This is a genomic window from Alicyclobacillus macrosporangiidus CPP55 (genome assembly GCF_000702485.1).
Lineage (GTDB): Bacteria > Bacillota > Bacilli > Alicyclobacillales > Alicyclobacillaceae > Alicyclobacillus_H > Alicyclobacillus_H macrosporangiidus_B.
The window spans coordinates 2,916,367-2,937,331 of sequence record NZ_JNIL01000001.1 but is presented as its reverse complement, the minus strand read 5'-3'; the positions used below and the strand labels follow the sequence as shown (position 1 = coordinate 2,937,331).

The following is a 20,965-nucleotide window of genomic DNA, read 5'->3' as shown; positions in this document are numbered from 1 at the left end:
ATGGCTCTCCCGTTGCCAATCTTTCCACGATTGTATCACGATCCGTCTCCCGTAACATGCAGAAATGGATGGCCCGACGGCCGGTGCATCCTCCCCGTTCTGCGGTATGAACCACTCTTGCGACGACCTCACACCACCGTGGTATAATTGCGAAAATCATTGAAAGGATCGGTGTCCGTTGAACGACGTCAAGCTGGCACAGCACATCACGACAGAGCAACAGGCTGACCGTCGATCCCGCTCGTACCCCCAATACCAGCCGCACACGGCAAAGGAACTGGCGAACCGGGCACGGCTGCTCATCTCGTGTCCTGACCAGCCCGGCATCGTGGCCGCCATCGCACAGTTTCTCTATCAACAAGGAGCGAACATCGTGCAGATGGACCAGTACTCAGCGCCGCCGGAAATCGGCCTGTTTTTTACACGGGTGGAATTCGATTTGCCCGGCATGCTCCAGCGTGTTCCCGAACTGGAGAGAGCGTTTGTACCGGTGGCAGAGGCGTTTCAGATGGAGTGGCGGCTCGCCCCCGCGTGCGTACCCAAGCGTGCCGCGATTTTCGTGTCAAAGGAAGATCACTGCCTGCTCGAGTTGCTGTGGCAATGGCAGACCGGGGACCTGTTCATGGACCTCGCCATGGTCATCAGCAACCACCCGGACGCGCGCGAGCCGGTTGAGGCGCTCGGCGTGCCGTTTTACCATGTGCCGGTCGATCGCGATCGAAAACCCGAAGCCGAAGCCCGACAGCTCGCCCTGCTCGCCGGGCAGGTGGACGTCGTCATCCTCGCCCGGTACATGCAGATCCTCTCGCCCGAGTTCGTCGCGCGGTTTCCGAACCGCATCATCAACATCCACCACTCGTTTCTGCCCGCCTTCGTCGGGCGGAATCCTTACGGGCGCGCGTACGATCGCGGCGTCAAACTGATCGGCGCCACGGCCCACTACGTGACAGACGAGCTGGACGAAGGCCCCATCATCGAGCAGGATGTCCACCGGGTCGACCACCGCGCCACCGTCGCCGACCTCAAACGCATCGGCCGCCACGTGGAGCGCGTCGTCCTGGCCCGAGCGGTGAAATGGCATCTGGAGGACCGCATCCTCATTCACGACAACAAGACCATCGTCTTCGCCTGACACCCTGGGAGGGAAACCGCTCATGACGCTGCGCTGGATGTTCCTCGGCGTACAGACGTTCATGCTGATTTTCCTCGTCTTCCACGACTGGATTCACCTTCCACCGTGGACGGACGCGAGAGCCGTCCGGCGTGTATATCCTTTTTCTGTCAACCTGCGCAATACCCTCATCAACACCGTCCCCGTCGCGCTGGCGTTCGCACTCACGATCCGGTACCTGCACACGGACATCCCGGTCTGGGTGCGGACCCTGTGGGTCCTCCTGTACGGATTATTTCTTCTCGGAGAATACCGGGCCTGGTGGCACCCGTACTGGTTCGGGTGGGAACCGGATCGACTCGCTCGCTATCAGGCGCTCTTCGGTGGCACCCACACGTTTCTGCCACGCCGGGGCGGCATGGCCCCGAACACCGCGCATGTGTTGCTGCACGCCTGCACGGCCCTGGCGTTCGTGCTGTCGATTAGGACCATCGGCCTATGACCATGGGTCGATTTCAATGCAACATGCTGTGCGATATCCTCCAGGTAGCTGGATGAGTTTCAGGGAGAGGAGAGAAATGTATTTGAATCCCTACAAATATCTGGAGCGAATCGGGATCACGGGGGATGTACGTACCGACTACGAATCGCTTCGGCGGCTTCAGGAGCACCATATGTTGACCGTCCCGTTTGAGAACTTGGACATTATGAATGGCCGTCCAATTGAGCTGAGCCTTGAGTCCATGTACGACAAGATTGTCGAGAAAAGGCGGGGAGGGTACTGCTACGAGTTGAACGGGTTGTTCGGATGGCTCCTGCAAAACCTCGGCTATTCCGTGTCCATACTGTCTGGGCAAGTCCAACGGGATGATGGGACATTTGGTCCGGAATTCGATCACATGGTTGTTTTAGTAACCCTGGATGAGAACTATGTTGTCGACGTCGGGTTTGGAGATTCCGTTCGCAGCCCACTGCCACTATCAGGCCAAGTTGTCACGGATGTCAGTGGGGCGTACCGTATACTACATGAGCGTGATTCAGACGTTCTTTTCTTTCAGAAGAGGCTTGAGGAGGAATGGGTCTCAGAATTTCGATTCACGCTCCAGCCCCGCAAGCTTGAAGACTTTTACGACATGAATGTGTACCAACAAACATCACCGGAGTCACATTTTACCCACAAGCTCATCTGCTCCATGGCTACGCCGAATGGCCGAATCTCTATTTCGGGGGACTTTCTTATTGAGACCATCGGATCCGAAAAGACTCGTCGGGCGATACGGTCTGATGAAGAACGAACCGATTTGTTGAGGAGCCGCTTTGGTATCGACCCAGCGAACCATCGATAATCGATAAAGGAAGGATACACGCTGCCAAGCTCCATAGGACGGTCCTGCCTGCCAACATCTGAAACCCCAGGCACTGCAGACGGTGTAGCTCACTTCCCCGCCACCTTGGCCCCCGCCTCCATCTGCGCCCGTGAGAGCGGACCCAAGGTGTGCTGCACCACCCGCCCGTCCGCCGCTATGAAAAACGCCTCCGGCTGGCCGGTGACCCCATAGGGTGCCGACCAGCGATTCCCCTCGTCGAGGACCACCGCCACGTCGTCCGGCACGTGAAACCGGGCGATGTACGATGCCACCGTCGCGCGCGCCTCCCCCCGGTCGACCAGCACCACCTGAATCTCTCCCCGATGGGCGGCGGCGAAGGCCATCAGGTCCGGGGTCTCGTCCAGACAGGGCGGGCACCAGGTGGTGAAAAAATCGATCAGCACCGGTTTGCCGCGCAGCGCACGCAGGGAGAAATCGGCGCCCGACCACGTCTTCCCCTGGATGTCGGGAGCAACCTCGCCCGGCTGCACCGGCTGCGGTTGCGAGGATGCCATGCGGATCGCCAAATACGCAAACCCGGTCAGGACAATCACCCCCGCGCACAGCGCGACGAATCCCCTGGATGTCATCCTGCGCAAATCCCCACGGCCTCCTTCCCGTGTACCGTTATCCACACTGCCGCCCACAACTTATCCACAAATTCACGAGCTTTTCCACAGGGTTATCCACAGACCTGTCCACATCAGCAACAGGAGAACGGCCATCAAGGGATAGGCCGCACCAAACGCGTTCCAGGAGACCATGGCGTAGCCTGTGACGGGTCCCGCCGCCGCCCCGAGGTCCTGGATGACCGCGTAGGTGCTGAGGAAGGCAGGGGAGCGGATCGATCTCGCGGTCGTCGCGGCCGCCGCATCCGTGATGACGGTCAAGGCGGTTCCCGTGGCCAGGATGAACAGGCTCAGCAGGATGAATCCAGCGCTCGCCCGGACGGCGGTCAGGGCGAGGAAACCCGCCGCCGAGAGGATGAGGATGGTGCCGTGGATGAAGCGGGATCGATCCGACGTGTCCATCAGGCGTCCCACGCCGACGCCGAGGAACGGTTCCCAGGCCCAGCGCGCCGATTGGATGAAGCCCGACACGAGGGACGTGGCCACCACGATGCCAGCGACCTCGACGGCCAGGCCATAGCGGGTGCGCAACGCGTCGCTCAGGGTCGAGACGAAGAGGCCCTGAAAGATGAAGGACACCACGAAACCGCCCGCCATGACCATCCCCCACGACGCCCTCGGCAATCGTTCCACCGTCGGCGCGGATGGCGATGAATGCGGTGCGGCGCGGCGTTCGTCGAGCGCCCGCCAGATCCACGGCAGGCACAGCACCGGTAAGGGAGCGAACAACAGCCCCGTCCCGGCCCAGCCCAGCCAGGGCATTGCCAGGCCGCCGACCAGCGCCCCGACCAAGCTGCCGAGCCGGTACACCCCGTTGTACCATCCCATCTGACGCCCCGCGTCCGATCCGCCGGAGGCCGCGCTGACCGTGATGAGCCCGCCGATGCGCAGGAGCGACCAGGCGCATCCCCAGGCCGCGCGCAGCAGACACCAAAGGACAAACCCCTTGCCGAAGGCGTATCCCATGTCCACCAGGACGCTCATGCCGATGGCCCACAGCATGCCCGTCCGGACCGACCATCTCTGATAAAACCATCCCGTGAACACGTTGGTGAACAGGCGCACGAACCGGTTGAGCGCCAGCAGCACCCCGACCTGCCACAGGGCGCCGAGCCCCGCCTCTCGCCAGTACAACGGCAGCACCACGTACAACATCGAATCGCCCACCAGGCAGGCCGCCGTGGTCACCGCCACGGCCACCGTCCGGGGCTCCGGTCTCGCCACTCCGTCATCTCCCCCAGCGTCACCTTGCCGTCCACACCATGGACAAGCGTACAAGCCAAGGGATTCGACACCCGCACTGGGTTTCCTGTCATGAATCTCCTGCATGTGGAACACCTTAAGATCGCCCGTGTACAGGGACATCGGAGGATGGGAACAGGAGGTTCGGCACGGTGTGGCACCAACTGGCGCACACGATGTGGTTTCAGACCGCCCTGATTGAACTGGGTGTGTTGGTGCTCGCCGGGCTGGCCGCTTACGTGACGGCCCCTTGGTGGTGGCGTTGGGTGTTCAAACGCGTCTTCCGGCAATCCATACGCGAATTGTTCGAAGACCCGTACACGTCCAACCTGGCCGAGGGCTTGACGGCACTGCGAAAATTCGGAATCCAATGGGTGATTGAAAATGAACTCCGCGCCCACGAAGGCGTCCCGTTGGCCAAGCCCATCGGGACGACGCGCCAGTTCCCCCACTTTGACGGGTTGCTGTTCATCCCCGCCCAGCTCGACCGGCGTCCTCTCAACCACCAGGTTGCCGTGGACAGCCAGACGGTCATCGGAAGACGGGCACAGCGCCCGATGGTCCTGTCCATGCCCATACTGGTCTCCGCCATGGGGTACGGTGTTGCCTTGAGCAAACCGTTCGTCCGGGCGCTCATGAAGGGCGCGGCGATGGCGGACACGGCGAGCAATACCGGACAGGGAGCCTGGTTGCCGGAGTTTCGCGCACTGGCCAAGCACCTCGTCGTACAGTTCCATGACGCGCCCTGGCGGCCGTCCGACGAGGCCCTCCGCACAGCCGACATGATAGAAGTCCGGTTGGGGCAAGGCGCCAACGCCGGCTGTGGCACCCTCATTCACCCCCAGGACCTGACCCCGGCCGTCGCCCAGGATTTCGGGTTTCCGGACGCCGTGAACACAGGCGCTTACATCCCCGCCGGAGTCTCGGAGGCCGATCACCTGCGCACGCTGAGAAAGCTGGTCCGCGACCTGCGCCGCATCAGCGGCGGCGCCCCCATCGCGGTGAAAATCGCCGCCGGGCACCACCTGGAGCGGGACCTGGCCATAGCCGTCCGGGCTGGTTTCGACGTGATTGTCCTGGACGGCGCTCAGGGCGGAACCCACTCTTCCCCTGCAATCCTCGTCGACGATTTTGGCTTGCCGACGCTGGCTGCCCTCTGCCGGGCGCAGCGTTTTTTGGTCGATCGCGGTTACCGCGACCGAGTCGATCTCATCATCTCCGGCGGCGTTCGTACCCCCGGGGACATGCTCAAAGCCCTGGCCCTCGGCGCCGATGCGGTATATATCGGTTCTGCCGCCCTGTTCGCCGCGACGCACACCCAGATCGTCCACGCCATTCCATTCGAGCCGCCGACCGCATTGGCGTGGACCAAAGGCACGCTGCGCGAACGCTTTGACGAAGACCGCGGGGCCCAGAGCCTGGCAAAATTTTTGACCAGCTGCGCCGAAGAGATGAAACTCGGCGCCAGGGCCCTCGGCAAAACCGCCTTGCGGGACGTGGACGCCTCGGATCTGGTCGCTTGGCAGGCGGATGTGGCCCGCATCACCGGTCTGCCCTTGGTGTAGAGCGTATTCCAGCGTCTGGCATGACATCGGTTTTGCCCTGTTCGGGCTCGCTGCCGTGTTGCGCGAGATCCGGCGCGTAAAACACGATGGCCCCCGTCCGCAAATCTCAACGGGTTTCCAACAATCCACCATCGCTCGGGCGTTGTCCTTGGTGTAGTGTGAAGACAAGGTCGCAGCAGCGGTCCTTGTCAGCGCACTGGCGCCCTTCGGGGCGCTGTACATACCTCACTCCACACTTACCCGCAGGGTACCATGAAAGAACCAGAGAACCCCAGATCGAACATCAGGTGCTTTCCCAATTCACGCCGAAGGAACTGGCTGCGATCGCCGATGCGATGTCCAAGCCATGACGGTTGTTCCTATCATCCCGCGCGGCCCCAAGGCACTGGCCATCGAATTGGGCGCTCATACCGACGCTATTTCCATACACGAAGATGAGCAGCAGATTTGCAACCGCCCCATATGATAACGAAAAAGCCCCGCCGTAGCGGGGCTTTTGCCGCAAGAGAATCACATCATGTCCATGCCGCCCATGCCGCCGCCGGCGGGAGCCTTCTCCTTCTCCGGCTTGTCGGCAACGACCGCCTCGGTGGTCAGGAACATCGCCGCCACGCTGGCCGCGTTCTGCAGCGCCGAGCGGGTCACCTTCGCCGGGTCGACGATGCCGGCCTTGATCATGTCCACCCACTCGCCGGTCGCCGCATTGAAGCCCTGGCCCACCGGCTCCTTCTTCAGCCGTTCGACAATGACCGAGCCCTCGACGCCCGCGTTCTCCGCGATCTGGCGCACCGGAGCCTCGAGCGCCTTGCGTACCAGGTTGACGCCCGTCAGCTCGTCGCCCGTCGCCTGCACCTTGTCCAGCGCCGGGATGATGTTGACCAGCGCCGTGCCGCCGCCCGGCACCAGGCCTTCCTCGACCGCCGCGCGGGTCGCGTTGAGCGCGTCCTCGATGCGCAGCTTCTTCTCCTTCAGCTCCGTCTCCGTCGCGGCGCCGACCTTGATGACCGCCACGCCGCCCGCCAGCTTCGCCAGCCGCTCCTGCAGCTTCTCGCGGTCGAAGTCGGACGTGGTCTCCTCAATCTGCGCCTTGATCTGGTTAATGCGCGCCTGGATCTCCTTCGCGTCACCCGCACCGTCGACGATGATGGTGTTCTCCTTGCTCACGCGCACCTGGCGAGCGCGGCCGAGCTGATTGAGGTTGGTGTTTTTCAGCTCGAGGCCCAGCTCCTCGGAGATGACCTGGCCGCCGGTGAGGATGGCGATGTCCTGCAGCATGGCCTTGCGCCGGTCGCCGAAGCCAGGCGCCTTGACCGCCACCGCCGTGAACGTGCCGCGCAGCTTGTTGACCACCAGGGTCGCCAGCGCCTCGCCCTCCACGTCCTCCGCGATGACGAGCAGCGGCCGGCCGGACTGCACGACGCGCTCGAGCACCGGCAGGATCTCCTGGATGTTGCCGATCTTCTTGTCGGTGATGAGGATCAGGGGCTCCTCAAGCACGGCCTCCATCTTGTCCGTGTCGGTGACCATGTACGGCGAGATGTAGCCGCGGTCAAACTGCATGCCTTCGACGACCTCGAGCTCCGTGGTGAAGCCCTTGGACTCCTCGACTGTGATGACGCCGTCCTTGCCGACCTTCTCCATCGCGTCAGCAATCAGGACGCCGATCTCCTGGTCGCCCGCGGAGATGGCCGCCACCTGGGCGATGTTCTCGCGGCCCTCGACAGGCTTGGAGATGCGCTTGATCTCCTCGACGGCCGCGTTCACAGCCTTCTCGATGCCCTTGCGCAGGATCATCGGGTTGGCGCCGGCCGCCACGTTCTTCAGGCCCTCACGGATCATCGCCTGCGCCAGCACGGTCGCCGTGGTGGTACCGTCACCCGCGACGTCGTTGGTCTTCGTCGCGACCTCCTTCACCAGCTGAGCGCCCATGTTCTCATAAGGATCCTCCAGCTCGATCTCCTTGGCGATGGTCACGCCGTCGTTGGTGATGAGCGGAGAACCGAACTTCTTCTCCAACACCACGTTACGGCCTTTGGGGCCGAGGGTCACTTTCACCGCATCGGCGAGCGCGTCGACACCGCGCAGCATCGCCCGGCGGGCGTCTTCGCTGAATTTGATCTCTTTCGCCATCCTTGCGCGCCTCCTTCAGTGCAATATGTAGGCTTACTTCTCCACGATGGCGAGAATGTCGCTCTCGCGCAGGATCAAGTACTCCTCATTGTTGTACTTGACCTCGGTGCCCGCGTACTTGGAGTAGATCACGCGGTCCCCGACCTTCACATCCAGCTCCACGCGCTTCCCGTCCTCGACGCGGCCAGGGCCGACGGCGATGACCTCGCCCTCCTGCGGCTTTTCCTTCGCCGTGTCCGGCAGGACGATGCCGCTGGCGGTCTTCTCCTCGCGATCCACAGGGCGTACCACGACGCGATCTGCGAGCGGCTTGATCATGACAAACCCTCCTAAGGCTAGGCCTTGTTTTATTAGCACTCACCCCGCTCGAGTGCTAACACCAACAGATATATTAATGCACCGGCCCTGCCTGCGCAAGCGGTGGAAGGGGAGAATTTTCACCCACTCCCCGCCTCCGGGTCCGACTCCGCGCCCTCAAAGCTCCGTGCCCCCCTGCATCCGCCCCCGGGTTCGCCCCTCAGGACAGCGAAGCGGCCGATGCCGCCTTGTCGCGCCGGCGCTTGGCGATCACGGACAAGGCGATGCTCGCCTCGTACAGGAGGATCATCGGCACCACCACGCTCAGATGGGAGATGAGCTCCGGCGGGCTGATGAGCACCCCGAGGATCACGATCACCAAGTAGGCGTACCGCCGCACGCGGCGCAGGAGCTGCGGGCTGATGACCCCGATCCGCGTGAGAAACACCACCACAATCGGCAGTTCGAAGATGAACCCGAACGGCAGGCAGATGTTGGTGAGAAACCCGAAGTAGCTGCCCGCCCGCAGCATCACGCTGAAGTGCTCCGCCGCGATTCGCAGCAGAAAGTGCAGGATGGTAGGGAAGATGACGAACCAGGCGAAGAGGACGCCGAGGATGAACATCACCAGCGTGATCGGCAACAGGCGCAGCGTGTACCTGCGTTCCACCGGAGTGAGTCCCGGCGCCACGAACTTCCACAGTTGATAGAGCGCGAAGGGCAGCGTCAATCCAACCGCCACAATGCCGGCGATGGACAAGTAGACGGTGATGACCTCCCCGGGCGACGTCACCATCAGGTGATAGCCCTCGCGCGCCAGCGGGCCGACCAGATAGCCGTAAATGCGGGAGACCAGCCCAAGGCACACGCCGAACACGACGACGAACACCGCCAGGATGTACAGGATCCGGCGGCGAAGGTCCTCCAGGTGTTCCGTGAACGTCATCCGCGGCTCCGGCTTCACCGGCCATGCCCACCTCCCTCGGCGCACACAAGAAAGGGCTCCCCTGCGGAAGCCCCAGGATCCTCGCCCCCGTCAGCTCGGGTTCCGCTTGTCGTCGCCCGGCTCCGGCGTCTTCAACTCAATCGGCTCGACGCGCGCCTTCGCGCTGTGCACCGGTTCCTCCTGGGCGGCGTTCGCGGCCTCGTCCACCATCCCGCGCGTCGCGTCCTTGAATTCGCGCAGCGACTTGCCGAACGCCCGCCCGATCTCCGGAAGCTTGCTCGGCCCGAACACCAGCAACAGCGCCACGAGGATCAGGACCAGGCCCGACCACCCGATGTTCCCGAGACCCATGTGTTCCCCTCCTCTTCCCCGCCACGGGTCGTCTGCCTATCCGCCAACCCCGCCCGGGTCCCCCGCGGGCAGGGCGAATCGCGTCCACACATCCCGGCACAAGCCCGGGATATCGTCCTCATCATACACTGGCCACTCCGCCCCGGCAAGCCAAGCCGCCCGCCGCGGCCCCACCACCGCTTCAAGCGCCGGAAGGCGGGCCCCGCGGAGCCAGGCGAGATCGTCCGGCGTCCGCACGACCGCCAACTTGGGCAGCGGGCTGTGTTTGAAGCCTTCCACGACGATGAGGTCGATCCCGTCACTCTCCCGGCTCCATCGCCTCATCCGCGCCACCAGCGCCATCGCGTCGTCCGCTGCGGCATCCTCGCACCAGCGCCACAGGGAGCGGCCGCCGCCCGCCACCCCTGTCGCCACCGCCCCCGCCTGCGCGAACAGGGCCGTGTCGCTGCCCGGCTTCTCCCAGTCGTCTCCGCCGTCCGCGTGGGCGTCGTGCTTGATGGCCGCCACGCGCAGACCCTCGCTGTGCCAGTGGGTGATCATGCGCCGCACCAACCGCGTCTTGCCGCTGTTCTGCCGGCCGACGACGGAAATCACGCGCGGCCCCGTCTCACGCATTCAACCACCCGCCGAAGCCGAGGCGCGCGATGTCGTCCCGCGTCAGCCGCACCCGGGCCAGGACCCTGGGCAGGAGCACGTCGAAAGAGGTGACCGGATCGTAGATCACCGCCCCCGGCAGGCCGAAGATGGCCGCATCCCCCGCATAGGCCAACATCAGCATCGAGCCGGGGAGCATGGGCGTCCCGTACGTCACCACCTCGTTGGCCGCACTGCGGATGGCGGCCGGGGAGCGGTCGTCCGGATCGACCGACATCCCCCCCGTCACCAGCACCAGAGGCACCCCCGCCGCGAGGGCGTCGCGGACGGCCGCGGTGATGGCCGCCTGATCGTCGCCCGGGAAGACCTGGCTGACCACTTCCACCCCGTAGGCCGCCAGCTTCTCCCGCAGGACGGGCCCTGCCTTGTCCTGGATGCGGCCCGTCTGGATCTCGCTGCCCGTCGTCACCAGCGCCGCCTGGCGCATCTCATACGGCCGCACCTGGATGACTGGCTCCGCCCCCGCTGCCAGAGACACGACCCGCTCCACCTTCGCCCGCTCAATCACCAGCGGGATGGGCCGCACGCCCGCCACCGACGTGCCTTCCGCGACGTGCACCCAGCTCCTCCGCGTGGCCAGCGAGATGCCGTCAATGCTGTTGATCTCGAACACCCGCTGCTCGTCCACCTGGAGCACTCCGCGCCGGTTGGCCTTGAGCACCACCTTGCCTTCATGCACGTCGCTCAAGGCGATGCCCTCTCCGGCGATGGCCCGCGCCATCGTCAACGCCGCGTCGTTCTCATGCATCTCATCCGGCCCCAGCTCCAGCACGTAGATATGCCGCTTGCCGATGTCGAGCAGCACCGGGATGTCCTCCTCCCGGATGACGTGCCCCTTCGCGAACACCCGGCCTTTGAACTCACCCGGGACAATCCTCGTCAAATCGTGCGCCAACACCATGCCGACCGCCTGCTCTACCGGAACCTCCCGTTTCACGCAGATCCCTCCGTCTGGCGCAGCCACGCCTCGTAATCCGCCGGTGTGTGCACCGGCTTCGTCCACCATTCCGGCCAACCCAGGGCGTCCGCGTCCACCGGGCGCACCGCCAACCGCGCCAGCACCGGCAGCAGACGCCGCTCCCCGGCCGCCGCCGCTTGCCCGAACACCGACCCTGCCCGCTTCCGGTACAGCGCAAGGAGGGGCTGGGGCACGCCGCCGCGCACCACCACCGCCGCGTCCGCCTCGGGCGCCGCCTCGAGGATGCCGGCGAGCGCCGCCGGCACCGCCGTGTCGATGCCCGGGAGATCGCCCGCCAACACCAGGAGGGCGTCGGCCGCGGGCGCATCCGGCCAGGCGTTTGCCAGGGCGGCGAGGGGCCCCTGGTACCAAGCGGGATCGCACACCACCTCTACCCCGTTCGGCACCGGAAAGCTCACCCCGCCCGGGGGAGCCGCCACCGTCACCCGCTCGGCGCACGCCCCGGCCACTGCCAGGACGTGATCGATCACGCTCGCCTCCCCGCCCCGTGCCCGGGGCAGGGTGAGCTTGTCCCGTCCCATCCGCCGGCTCGCGCCGCCGGCGAGGATCAGCGCCCAGACCAGCACGGGATCACCCCCTCTTCGGTGATCACGACATCGACCCGCTGGTCGTGGGCATCCACCGGCAGCCAGGAGGCCAGCTGGCAGGAAAAGCACACCCCGATGCGGACGGGGACTTCCCCCTCAGCGCTCCCCTCTTCGGCGAACCACCGGTCGTAATACCCGCCGCCGTAGCCGAGCCGGTGCCCGCCGGCCGTGAAAGCCACGCCCGGGACGACGACGGCCGCCAATCGCGCGGGATCCACCCGCTCCGCTCCGGTCGCCGGATCGGGCTCCCGGATGCCGAACCCCCCCGTCCGCCACGCGTCGGGGCGCGCGGCGTGGTAAAACGCCATGCGGGGCCCGTCGGTCACGGGATAGGCGACGCGCCAGCCGGCTTCCGCCAGCTTGACCGCGGCCCCCGACACATCCACCTCGCCGCGCACCGCCTGGTACAGGGCGACGGCAGCCCCCGCGCCCGGCGGGACCGGCAGGCGCCCGGTGCGGCACAGGTCCGCCACACAGGCCACGAGGCGAGCGCAGATCACCGCGCTCGCCTCGGCCCTGCGGGATTCGCTCCACGCCTGCCGAACCGCCAGGTACCGCCGGCGGAGGCGGGTTTTCTCGTCAATCAACCGGATCGCCCTTTCGGTACAGGCCGCACTGGACGAACACCCAGGGCGCGGCCAGCGTCGCCCACAGCCCGCTGGCCACATCGCGCACCACCGTCACACCGGGCCACTGCGGCCATTTGATTACATATTGTAGCGCAATCAGCCCGGCGATGCCGATGACCGCCGCACAGATCCGCCGCCACCACTCCGGATCCATCCGGCTTCCGAGCCAGCGCTCCTCCAGCACCGCCCCGGCCCCGATGCCGAGCAGGAGGGCGGCGTAGCGCAGCGAATCCGGCCCGGTGTGAATCACCATCAGGGCGACGGGGAAGAGCACCGACAGCCACATGCGCACATTCCACGCGTACTGCCGCTCCGTCCACCACCGGCCCACCGGCCAGCCGAGCCCGCCGAAAACGAGGCCCAGGCCCCAACCGATGAGCACATCGAGCGGCCAATGGACGCCGAGATAGACGCGCGAGAGCCCGATGCCGGCCACCAGGATCATGACCGCCGTCCACAGCCAGCGCCGCCTCGCCCAGCGACAGACCATCAGCCAGAAGGTCATCGGCCCCTGCGCGTGTCCGGCGGGAGTCGAGTACCCAGTCGCCGTCCACATGAGGGACGATTGGATGCCCGGGATCCCGATGGGCCGGAGCACCTTCAGCCAATCCTTCAACCAACCGTTCACATACATGGAGCACAGAAAGATGTAAGCCAACCGCAGCCCCAGGGACTTGCTCACCGACCAAAACAGGACCGGCAGCACCACGACGTAGAACCACTCCGTGCCCAACAGACTCAAGCCTTTCGCGAGCGCATCCAACCAAGGCGCCGCGAACGACTGCAGCCACCGGATGACCTCGTACTGCCACATCATCCCCGGCGGCATCGGAAACTCCGGTGCAAACGCCTCCAACATGACGTCCCCCTCCTGTCACCTGGGTCGGGGTTCTCCCCTGTCCCCGCCGTTCGCCCTGAATTCGGTGCCCGCTCCCGCCCCACTGGGGCGCGGACACGCTTCCGTACACTCTATGAGACAAGGCCCGCGGGCTATGATTGGCCGGCAAGACTTTGCCCCATGACCCGCCCAACTTCCGTCCTCCGGCCTCCCGGCTGCCCGTCACGCCGCCTGCACCGGCGCCGGCCTGGCGGGACGCCGGGGCGTCCGGTACACTTGGGGCAGACATACAGGCAGCGGAATGGAGCGGAGGAGACCGATGATTGTCCTGCAGGCGGATGGGATCGAAAAACAGTACGACGGGCACGAGGTGCTGCGGGGCGCGGATCTCCTGGTGCAAGACCGCGATCGCACGGCGTTGGTGGGGCCGAACGGAGCCGGAAAGACCACCCTGTTGCGCATCGTCACCGGGATTGAGGCGCCCGACGCGGGGACCATCCACTTGCAGAAGGGCTTGTCTGTGGGCTACGTCGCCCAGTTCGTGGAGGCGGAGGAAGGCCAGACCGTGTACCAGTACATGGAGGGCGCCTTCGCGCACCTTCGCGAATGGGAGCACCGGCTGCGGACCCTGGAGCAGGAGATGGCCAATCCCCGCGTCTACGAGGATTCAGCCCGGTTCTCGGAGGTGTCGGCGACCTACGACCGCCTGCGCGAAGCGTTCGAGCAGGCGGGCGGCTATGCGGTGGACGCCCGCATCCGGCGCGTGCTCGACGGCCTGCGCTTCCCTGCCGCCATGCACGGGCAGCCGGTGTCCTCCCTCAGCGGCGGCCAGAAGACGCGGCTGTCCCTCGCCCGCCTCCTGGCCTGGCAGCCGGACCTGCTCGTCCTGGACGAGCCCACCAACTATCTCGACACGGAGACGGTGACGTGGCTCGAGTCGTACCTGCAGGGGTACCCGGGAGCCATCCTGCTGGTGTCGCACGACCGGTACTTCCTCGACCGGATCGCGACGGTGGTGTACGAGCTGGAGGACGGCGTCACCACCCGCTACACCGGCAACTACAGCGATTACGTGGCGGAAAAGGCCGCCCGGTATGAGGCCGACCTGAAGCGGTATGAGGCCCAGCAGAAGGAGATCGCCCGGCAGGAGGCGTTTATCCAAAAGAACATCGCCCGAGCCACCACCACGCGCCGGGCTCAGAGCCGGCGCAAACTCCTGGAGAAGATGGTGCGCCTGGAGCGGCCGACCCAGCGCACGCCGCGCATGGCCCTGCGCTTCACCTGCGCCCGCGAGTCCGGGCGCGACGTGCTGAGAACGGAGGGCCTGGTCGTCGGCTACCCCGGCAAACCGCTGGCCGGCCCGCTCGATCTGTTCGTCGCGCGCGGCCAGCGGATCGCGCTCTTGGGGCCAAACGGCATCGGCAAATCGACATTGCTGAAGACCCTCGCTGGGCTTCTGCCGCCCCTCGCCGGGTCGGTCCAATGGGGGACCCACGCAGACATCGGCTACTACGACCAGGAGCAGGCCGATCTGAACCCGGCCCGCACCGTCCTCGACACCCTGTGGGACGAGCACCCGGAGATGGACCTGACCACGGTGCGCACGGCGCTCGGCCGCTTTTTGTTCCGCGGCGAGGACGTGGACAAGCCGGTGGCGGGCCTCAGCGGCGGCGAGCGCAGCCGGCTCGCCCTCTGCCGGCTGATGCTGCGCCAGGCCAACGTGTTGCTGCTCGACGAGCCGACCAACCACCTGGACCTGTGGAGCAAAGAGGTGCTGGAGGACGCCCTGCAGGATTACGACGGTACCCTGCTGTTCATCTCGCATGACCGATACTTCATTGACGCCATCGCGACCCACGTGTGGACCCTCGATGAAGACGGGCTTCATACGTACATCGGCAATTACACCGAGTACGCCGCCAAGCGGGCGGAGGAGCAGAAATGGAAGCCGGCGCCGGACGACGGCGAGGGGCTCGGCCGGATCGATCCCGCCGCTGCGGCCCGGCCCGCTTCAGACCGGACCGGCCCCGCGACCACATCGGGACCTGTGCGCATCCGGTCCTCCGAGGTGCGTAAACTGCGCGAGTTGGTCGCTCAGCTGGAGGCGCGCGCGGCAGAGGTGGAAGCGCGCCAGGCGGATATCGCCCACCAGCTGACGGAGGCGGCCATGGCCCAAGACGTCGACCGCCTGCGCGCCTTGCAGGACGAGTCGGCCCGGTTGGAAAAGGCGCACGCCGACCTCCTCGCCGAGTGGGAGCGGCGAGCCCTCGAGCTGGAGGCGTTGGAAGCCATGGCAGACGGCGGATCGTAAACAAGGACATTCCCCGGCACGGGCGCCTGCGCCAAACCGGGCGTTTTTTTGTGTTGCAAGTGTATTATGTGATATGATACACTCAAATCACGCAAGACACAGCCGAGAGGAGGGAGGCGCTTGGAGGAACGCCGGGTCGGCACGTTGACCTTCCGGCTGGACCTCAGCCAGCCCTTGTACGAACAGATATTGCAGCAGATGCGTCAGGCCATCGCCAAAGGGGAGATTGGATTGGGCGAAAAGATTCCGTCGGTGCGCGAGATGGCCCAAGGCCTGCGGGTCAATCCGAACACCGTCAGCCACGCCTATCAGGAGCTGGAGCGCGATGGGCTCACGGAGACCCGGCGCGGCCAGGGCACGTTCATCACCACGTCTCCGGAACAGGTGCAGCGGTTCCGCGAAGAGCTGGCCCGCCACATGGCCCGCGAGTTCGTGGCCGGCATGCGGGCGTACGGCTTCACCTGGAGCGACATCACGCGCTTCCTCCAGGAGGCGCAAGGGAGGAATGTGCATGACTGAGCTGGCCGTCCAGTTGAGCGGCGTGACGAAATCGTACGGCGCGAAGCGGGCTCTCGATGCCCTCACCCTCGAGATCCCGCGCGGACAGGTGGTCGGGATCCTCGGCCCGAACGGCGCCGGCAAGTCGACTCTGTTCCGCATCCTCACCGGGCTGACGCGACCGGACGAGGGCGAGGTCCGCATCTTCGGAGAGGTGCCCGGCTGGCGGACCAATCGCCTGCTGGCCTACCTGCCCGACCGGGCGCGTTGGTACGCCGACCACACCGGAGAGCAGGCGCTCCGTTGGGCCGAGACGTTTTTACCCGGGTTCGATCCCGCGGCCGCCCGCCGCCTCGCAGAGTTCATGAAGCTCGACCTCCGCATGCGGGCGGGCGACATGTCGCGCGGCCAGGAGGCGCGGTTGATGCTGCTCCTCTGCCTCGCCCGAAGGGTTCCCCTGGTTATCCTCGACGAGCCGTTCACCGGCATCGACGCCCCGTCCCGGGCGCGCATCATCGAGAGCCTGGTGGCGCACATCGGCGAGGGCGGACCGACAGTGCTCATCAGCACCCACGAGCTGCACGAGGCGGAGCCGCTGTTCGATCACGCTGTCTTCCTGGTCGACGGCCGCGTTGCGCTGGCCGGATCGGCCGAAGAACTGCGGAGAAAGCACGGATCGATGAGCGAAATCATGGCATCCCTGCTGCGTTGATCTGACCTAAACCGAGAGGAGGAACGCGTATGAGAACCCCGGACACCTTGCCCGTGCCTCGGATCCCCTTTTGGGCCTTGGTCCGGCACGATTTCAAACGCCGCCGCGCCGGCCGCCTGCGGGCGTACCGCGCCTGGGTGCTGGCGTACCTGGCCGCCGTGTGCGTCATCTTCATCGCATTGGCGACCTACGTCGGGCGCATCGGCGACTTCGATCCGCGTCCGGTGTGGTACGCCACCTTCGGCCTACCCTTCATGTGTTTTGGCCTGGGCATCGGTTGGACCGTCAACGAATGGAAAAATGGCACCGCGGGCTGGTGGCTGACCCTGCCCGCGCCGAGGACCCGGCTGATTGCGTCGAAGTTCACCGCCGTGCTCCTGCGAACTCTGTTCATCTACGCCATGGTGTTTCTCGGCATCACCGTGTTCGGGCTCTACACGATGGCGGTGGGCGGCCACCTGACCGCACAGGCGGCGTCGGCCTTCCTCGGAGTAGGAATGCGATGGTACAGCCTGCTGCTCGCCATCACGCCGCTGCCCTGCGCCTTCGGCGTGTTCCACGGGACCCTGGGCCAGTCCCGGCTGAAACCGGCCATCCCCCTCGTCTGGATGGCATTCGGCCTCTTGTGGTGGCTTCTGTCCACACGGCGGCTGGTTCACATGCACCCGGACGACCCCACGTTGGCTCTGTCCTTGCACTGGACGTGGCCGATGCTGTGGCCGGTCCTCGGCACGTGGATCCTATCGTACGTCCTGTTGCAATTGGCCGCCATCATCCTGGAACGCCACCTGGCGATGTGAGGAGGAACCCGATATGATACCGCCTGCCATCTCGTTGCAGGGCGTGCGCAAATCGTACGGCGCGAATCTCGCCCTCGCGGACGTCACCCTCACGGTGCGCCGCGGGACGTGCTTCGGCTTGCTCGGGCCGAATGGCGCCGGCAAGTCGACGGCGATGAAGATCCTGTGCGGGGTCCTGAAGCCCGACGCCGGCCAGGTGTCCGTGCTCGGTCTCGACGTCGCCCGCGATCCCGTCGCGGCCCGCCGCCTGGTCGGCTATGTGCCGCAGGACATCACGCTGTACGAATCCCTCACCGCCGTCGACAACCTGCGGTTTTTCGGCGGGCTGTACGGCCTGCGCGGCGCGGCCCTAGCCAACCACGTACAGGAGGCGCTCCGTCGCGTCGGCCTGGCGTCGCGCGCCCGTGACCGAGTCGGCACCTACTCCGGCGGGATGAAGCGGCGCCTGAACATCGCCGCCGCCCTGCTCCACCGCCCGCAGTTGCTGATCCTCGACGAGCCGACGGTCGGGGTCGATCCGCAGTCGCGCAACCACATCCTGGAGCTGATCCGCGGCCTGCGGGCGGACGGCGTGACGGTGGTGTACGCCACCCACTATATGGAGGAAGCCGAGGCCGTGTGCGATGACGTCGCCATCCTGGATCACGGCCGCGTGCTCACCCAAGGATCCCTCGGCGAGGTGCTGGCCCGACACGCGCCGCGCGCGGTGTACGTGGCCTGGGGAGCCGGCGCGCCGCCCCAGTGCCCCGAAGCGCACGAGGTGCTGCCGCACCGGCGGGGATGGGTGGTGCGAAGCCCGCAACCGCTGACCGTGATGCGGCGCGTGATCGATCACGCCGAATCCCAGTCCATCCGCCTGGAAGCGCTGGAGTTGATGCGACCGTCTTTGGAATCGGTGTTTTTGTCCCTGACGGGGACCTCGCTGCGCGATTGACCCTGGCCCGGCGCCCGGCCGCAACCCCAGGCGGCGTCCTCGGCCGGGAACCCCCATGGGATCACCGCAGGCTAAAGGAGGCCATGGCCATGTGGAGTATCGTCCGCAAAGAGTGCAAGTTGATGATCCGCGGCAAGGGAAACCTGTTCTTTCTCATTGTCATGCCGATGCTGTTTATGGTGCTGTTCGGCTCGGTGTTTGCGAAGAACATGGCTCCGGATGACCCGAACGGGCAGATGCTGGTGCTGAATCAGGTGGTCCCGGGCTACACGGTGATGTTCGTCTTCTTCATCATCCTCACGATGTTGAGAAGCTTCTTGGGCGAGCGGGAGTCGGGCATGCTCGCGCGGATCGCCGCCACCCCCCTGCGGCCGCTCGGGTATCTGGCGGGGATGTGGATCCCGGCCGTGCTTGCGGTGCTCGTCCAGTGCACCGTGCTCCTCGCGTTCGGCCACGTGGTCTACGGGGTGAAATTGGGGGACCCGGCAGCACTGGCAGTCTTGGTGATCTGCCTGGCGGTGTGCGGCACCGGCCTCGGACTCGCCATCTCCCTGTGGGTGCGCGGGGAGAACCAAGGCCGCGCCATCACCATGCTCATCGTCATGGGAGGCGCGGCCCTGGGCGGATTGTGGATGCCGTATGACATGATGCCCGCAGGGGCGCAGCTGGCCAGCCATTTCACCCCCCAGTTCTGGGCGCAGCGGGCGCTGCAGGACGTGATGGCGCACGGTGCGCACATCCCCGATGTCCTGACCTCCGCGGGCGTTCTGGTGGGTTTCGGCGCGGCCGGATTGCTGCTCGCGCTGCCGCGCTTCCCGCGCTTTCTGCGCAGCGCCGTGCATTGAACACCTCGCGAAGGACGGCGGGGCACACGACGCCCCGCCTGCCCCTCCGGTCACAGGGCCGGGATGAACGTCGCGATGCCGAAGATCACGAAGCCAATCAGGAACGCCACGACCGTGAATCCCATCATGTCGCGCACGCCGAGTTTTGCCAGGGCGAGCACAGGCAGGGCCCAGAAGGGCTGGATCATGTTCGTCACCTGTTCGCCGAACGCGACCGACATCGACAGGCGGCCGAGGTAGCCGGGATCGGTCAAGCCCATCTGCACCGCCGTCTGGATGGTGACAGGCCCTTGAACTCCCCAGTGACCGCCGCCCGACGGGACGAACAGCGAGATGATGAGCGATCCGATGAAGTTCAGGAACGGCAGGGTCGTCTCGGTCGCCCCTTTGACGAGGGCGTTGGAGATGACGACCTGCAGCGGATCGATCCCTTTGGCCGGCGCGTACGCCATCAGGGCCATGATGCCCCCGTACAGCGGGTACTGCAGCAGCAGGCTGCCCGACGCCTTGGCCGCTTCGGTGAAGGCGCGGATGAAGCGAATGGGCGTCCAGTGCAAGAGCAATCCGAAGACGGTGAACAGCATGATCATCGAGTTGATGTTCAGCGTGAAGCCGGACATCACGAAGTACGCCAGGCCCGCGGCGACCAACAGCAGGTTCAGGATCCACGCCGACTCCAGCACCTCGGCAAACGTCCTTTTCCGCGCCGCGCCGGGGCCGCCGAGGGTGACCTCAGCCGTCGCCGCTGTCTCCTCCAGGGCCTCCAGCGGCGGCACGTGCGACTGGGTGGGCGCCATGAGCTTCAGGGCGATGGGGATGACGATGAACGTCGCCAGCACCGGCAGCCAGCTGTACGGCTGGAAGATGGAGTCGTTGAACTGGACCGTCTGCTTCGTCAGCTGATAGATGATGTTGAGGCTCGATTTCGGATCCGTGTTGGCCAGCGCGATGGAGCTCGAGAACCCGCAGGTCCACACGATGTACCCCATGTACCCCGCCGCGACGAGGTACCCGAAGTGCAGGTTCTCGCGCAGTTTCTTGGCGATTTCTTTCGCCAAAATCGCCCCCACCACGAGCCCGAGGCCCCAGTTGAGCAAGGACGCGACCCCGGCCACCAAGAAGCAGGTGATGGCCGCCTGAACCTGGTTCTTCGGGATGGATGCGACGCGCTCCAGGAAACGCTTGATGACCGGCGCCTGGGCCAGGGTGTAGCCGGTGACCAGGATGAGCACCATCTGCAGGGCGAAGGTAAAAATGTTCTTCGATCCCCACACGCCGTCGTACCACGCGCGGACGACGCCGCCCAACGTTGCACCTTTGACGAACAGGAAGTCGAGCACCACGACGAGCAGCGTCAAGATGACCGCGAATAAGTACGGGTCCGGCATGAACCGCTGCACGTAGCTCACGCACAGGTTGGTGAAGCGCCGAAGCATAGCAGCCCTCCTCTAGGTGTCGTAACCGCTTTCAATCATCCGGGCGTGCGCGCCGCGACCGGGCCGTAGTACAAGGCCTGTCCCTCTTTTTGCGCGACGAACAG

At 65.5% G+C, this 20,965-nt stretch carries 22 protein-coding genes; 10 read left to right on the top strand and 12 right to left on the bottom strand.

Annotated features, from left to right (window positions below):
- Positions 1-277: 277 nt before the first annotated feature.
- From purU to N687_RS0114635, 3 genes are all read left to right on the top strand, one after another.
- A complete protein-coding gene (gene purU, locus N687_RS0114645) occupies positions 278-1,132 on the top strand; it encodes a formyltetrahydrofolate deformylase (protein WP_035463258.1) in 855 nt (284 codons plus the stop codon).
- A 22-nt stretch (positions 1,133-1,154) separates the two neighbouring features.
- Positions 1,155-1,613 carry a hypothetical protein gene (locus N687_RS22385; protein ID WP_051663293.1) on the top strand — a complete coding sequence of 153 codons (459 nt, stop codon included), beginning with the start codon at positions 1,155-1,157 and terminating at the stop codon, positions 1,611-1,613.
- A gap of 82 nt (positions 1,614-1,695) precedes the next feature.
- Complete coding sequence (locus N687_RS0114635; RefSeq protein ID WP_029422565.1) at positions 1,696-2,457, top strand: arylamine N-acetyltransferase family protein; 762 nt, start codon at positions 1,696-1,698, stop codon at positions 2,455-2,457.
- 89 nt (positions 2,458-2,546) lie between these two features.
- On the opposite strand, the gene N687_RS0114630 is transcribed toward N687_RS0114635, so the two are convergent.
- Both N687_RS0114630 and N687_RS0114625 read right to left on the bottom strand, forming a co-directional pair.
- On the bottom strand, positions 2,547-3,068 hold the full coding sequence (locus N687_RS0114630) for a TlpA family protein disulfide reductase (protein WP_231493625.1): 522 nt from the start codon (positions 3,066-3,068) through the stop codon (positions 2,547-2,549).
- Between the two features lie 72 nt (positions 3,069-3,140).
- Positions 3,141-4,331, bottom strand: a complete 1,191-nt coding sequence (locus N687_RS0114625) for an MFS transporter (protein WP_051663291.1) — start codon at positions 4,329-4,331, stop codon at positions 3,141-3,143.
- Positions 4,332-4,501: 170 nt separating this feature from the next.
- On the opposite strand from N687_RS0114625, the gene N687_RS0114620 reads away from it, so the two are divergent.
- Positions 4,502-5,914 (top strand): FMN-binding glutamate synthase family protein, encoded by a 1,413-nt coding sequence (locus N687_RS0114620; protein WP_231493490.1) that lies wholly within the window; start codon positions 4,502-4,504, stop codon positions 5,912-5,914.
- A 510-nt stretch (positions 5,915-6,424) separates the two neighbouring features.
- Here the strand turns inward: N687_RS0114620 and groL are convergent.
- The 9 genes from groL to N687_RS0114570 form a co-directional block, all read right to left on the bottom strand.
- On the bottom strand, positions 6,425-8,044 hold the full coding sequence (gene groL, locus N687_RS0114610) for a chaperonin GroEL (protein WP_029422560.1): 1,620 nt from the start codon (positions 8,042-8,044) through the stop codon (positions 6,425-6,427).
- Between the two features lie 33 nt (positions 8,045-8,077).
- Positions 8,078-8,362 carry a co-chaperone GroES gene (gene groES, locus N687_RS0114605; RefSeq protein ID WP_029422559.1) on the bottom strand — a complete coding sequence of 95 codons (285 nt, stop codon included), beginning with the start codon at positions 8,360-8,362 and terminating at the stop codon, positions 8,078-8,080.
- Positions 8,363-8,561: 199 nt separating this feature from the next.
- Positions 8,562-9,305 carry a twin-arginine translocase subunit TatC gene (gene tatC, locus N687_RS0114600; RefSeq protein ID WP_051663290.1) on the bottom strand — a complete coding sequence of 248 codons (744 nt, stop codon included), beginning with the start codon at positions 9,303-9,305 and terminating at the stop codon, positions 8,562-8,564.
- Positions 9,306-9,377: 72 nt separating this feature from the next.
- The gene (tatA, locus tag N687_RS21280; protein WP_035462347.1) at positions 9,378-9,638 is read right to left on the bottom strand and encodes a twin-arginine translocase TatA/TatE family subunit; all 261 of its coding nucleotides are present in this window, start codon (positions 9,636-9,638) and stop codon (positions 9,378-9,380) included.
- 36 nt (positions 9,639-9,674) lie between these two features.
- Positions 9,675-10,253: a molybdopterin-guanine dinucleotide biosynthesis protein B gene (gene mobB, locus N687_RS0114590; RefSeq protein WP_051663289.1), complete on the bottom strand. Its 579-nt coding sequence runs from the start codon at positions 10,251-10,253 to the stop codon at positions 9,675-9,677.
- Positions 10,246-11,193 (bottom strand): molybdopterin-binding protein, encoded by a 948-nt coding sequence (locus N687_RS0114585; RefSeq protein ID WP_051663619.1) that lies wholly within the window; start codon positions 11,191-11,193, stop codon positions 10,246-10,248. Before N687_RS0114585 ends, mobB begins: the two co-directional genes overlap by 8 nt.
- Positions 11,194-11,225: 32 nt before the next feature.
- The gene (mobA, locus tag N687_RS0114580; protein WP_051663288.1) at positions 11,226-11,837 is read right to left on the bottom strand and encodes a molybdenum cofactor guanylyltransferase; all 612 of its coding nucleotides are present in this window, start codon (positions 11,835-11,837) and stop codon (positions 11,226-11,228) included.
- Positions 11,819-12,445, bottom strand: a complete 627-nt coding sequence (locus N687_RS0114575) for a 5-formyltetrahydrofolate cyclo-ligase (RefSeq protein ID WP_051663287.1) — start codon at positions 12,443-12,445, stop codon at positions 11,819-11,821. The genes mobA and N687_RS0114575 overlap by 19 nt, the downstream gene beginning before the upstream one ends.
- The gene (locus N687_RS0114570) at positions 12,438-13,346 is read right to left on the bottom strand and encodes a phosphatase PAP2 family protein (RefSeq protein ID WP_029422553.1); all 909 of its coding nucleotides are present in this window, start codon (positions 13,344-13,346) and stop codon (positions 12,438-12,440) included. The genes N687_RS0114575 and N687_RS0114570 overlap by 8 nt, the downstream gene beginning before the upstream one ends.
- A 298-nt stretch (positions 13,347-13,644) precedes the next feature.
- Between N687_RS0114570 and N687_RS0114565 the strand changes: the two genes are divergently transcribed.
- From N687_RS0114565 to N687_RS0114540, 6 genes are all read left to right on the top strand, one after another.
- Positions 13,645-15,636, top strand: coding sequence for an ABC-F family ATP-binding cassette domain-containing protein (locus N687_RS0114565; protein ID WP_029422552.1), 1,992 nt, complete (start codon positions 13,645-13,647; stop codon positions 15,634-15,636).
- A gap of 120 nt (positions 15,637-15,756) precedes the next feature.
- Entirely contained in the window at positions 15,757-16,155 is a 399-nt protein-coding gene (locus N687_RS0114560) for a GntR family transcriptional regulator (RefSeq protein ID WP_029422551.1), read from the top strand.
- Positions 16,148-16,846, top strand: coding sequence for an ABC transporter ATP-binding protein (locus N687_RS0114555; protein WP_029422550.1), 699 nt, complete (start codon positions 16,148-16,150; stop codon positions 16,844-16,846). The genes N687_RS0114560 and N687_RS0114555 overlap by 8 nt, the downstream gene beginning before the upstream one ends.
- A gap of 29 nt (positions 16,847-16,875) precedes the next feature.
- Positions 16,876-17,646, top strand: coding sequence for an ABC transporter permease (locus N687_RS0114550; protein ID WP_029422549.1), 771 nt, complete (start codon positions 16,876-16,878; stop codon positions 17,644-17,646).
- A 13-nt stretch (positions 17,647-17,659) separates the two neighbouring features.
- Positions 17,660-18,580: an ABC transporter ATP-binding protein gene (locus N687_RS0114545; RefSeq protein ID WP_029422548.1), complete on the top strand. Its 921-nt coding sequence runs from the start codon at positions 17,660-17,662 to the stop codon at positions 18,578-18,580.
- Positions 18,581-18,669: 89 nt separating this feature from the next.
- The gene (locus N687_RS0114540; protein WP_029422547.1) at positions 18,670-19,425 is read left to right on the top strand and encodes an ABC transporter permease; all 756 of its coding nucleotides are present in this window, start codon (positions 18,670-18,672) and stop codon (positions 19,423-19,425) included.
- Between the two features lie 50 nt (positions 19,426-19,475).
- Here the strand turns inward: N687_RS0114540 and N687_RS0114535 are convergent, their stop codons facing one another.
- Positions 19,476-20,861, bottom strand: coding sequence for a TIGR00366 family protein (locus tag N687_RS0114535; RefSeq protein ID WP_035462345.1), 1,386 nt, complete (start codon positions 20,859-20,861; stop codon positions 19,476-19,478).
- Positions 20,862-20,965: the final 104 nt, after the last annotated feature.

Excerpts from the sequence above, each read along its gene's own strand:
- N687_RS0114535 (WP_035462345.1), bottom strand. The coding sequence starts at position 20,861 with ATGCTTCGGCGCTTCACCAACCTGTGCGTGAGCTACGTGCAGCGGTTC.
- N687_RS0114540 (WP_029422547.1), top strand. The coding sequence starts at position 18,670 with ATGTGGAGTATCGTCCGCAAAGAGTGCAAGTTGATGATCCGCGGCAAG.
- N687_RS0114570 (WP_029422553.1), bottom strand. The coding sequence starts at position 13,346 with ATGTTGGAGGCGTTTGCACCGGAGTTTCCGATGCCGCCGGGGATGATG.
- N687_RS0114545 (WP_029422548.1), top strand. The coding sequence starts at position 17,660 with ATGATACCGCCTGCCATCTCGTTGCAGGGCGTGCGCAAATCGTACGGC.
- N687_RS0114630 (WP_231493625.1), bottom strand. The coding sequence starts at position 3,068 with ATGACATCCAGGGGATTCGTCGCGCTGTGCGCGGGGGTGATTGTCCTG.
- N687_RS0114555 (WP_029422550.1), top strand. The coding sequence starts at position 16,148 with ATGACTGAGCTGGCCGTCCAGTTGAGCGGCGTGACGAAATCGTACGGC.
- mobB (WP_051663289.1), bottom strand. The coding sequence starts at position 10,253 with ATGCGTGAGACGGGGCCGCGCGTGATTTCCGTCGTCGGCCGGCAGAAC.
- N687_RS0114550 (WP_029422549.1), top strand. The coding sequence starts at position 16,876 with ATGAGAACCCCGGACACCTTGCCCGTGCCTCGGATCCCCTTTTGGGCC.
- N687_RS0114585 (WP_051663619.1), bottom strand. The coding sequence starts at position 11,193 with ATGGTGTTGGCGCACGATTTGACGAGGATTGTCCCGGGTGAGTTCAAA.
- groES (WP_029422559.1), bottom strand. The coding sequence starts at position 8,362 with ATGATCAAGCCGCTCGCAGATCGCGTCGTGGTACGCCCTGTGGATCGC.
- N687_RS0114565 (WP_029422552.1), top strand. The coding sequence starts at position 13,645 with ATGATTGTCCTGCAGGCGGATGGGATCGAAAAACAGTACGACGGGCAC.
- groL (WP_029422560.1), bottom strand. The coding sequence starts at position 8,044 with ATGGCGAAAGAGATCAAATTCAGCGAAGACGCCCGCCGGGCGATGCTG.
- tatA (WP_035462347.1), bottom strand. The coding sequence starts at position 9,638 with ATGGGTCTCGGGAACATCGGGTGGTCGGGCCTGGTCCTGATCCTCGTG.
- N687_RS22385 (WP_051663293.1), top strand. The coding sequence starts at position 1,155 with ATGACGCTGCGCTGGATGTTCCTCGGCGTACAGACGTTCATGCTGATT.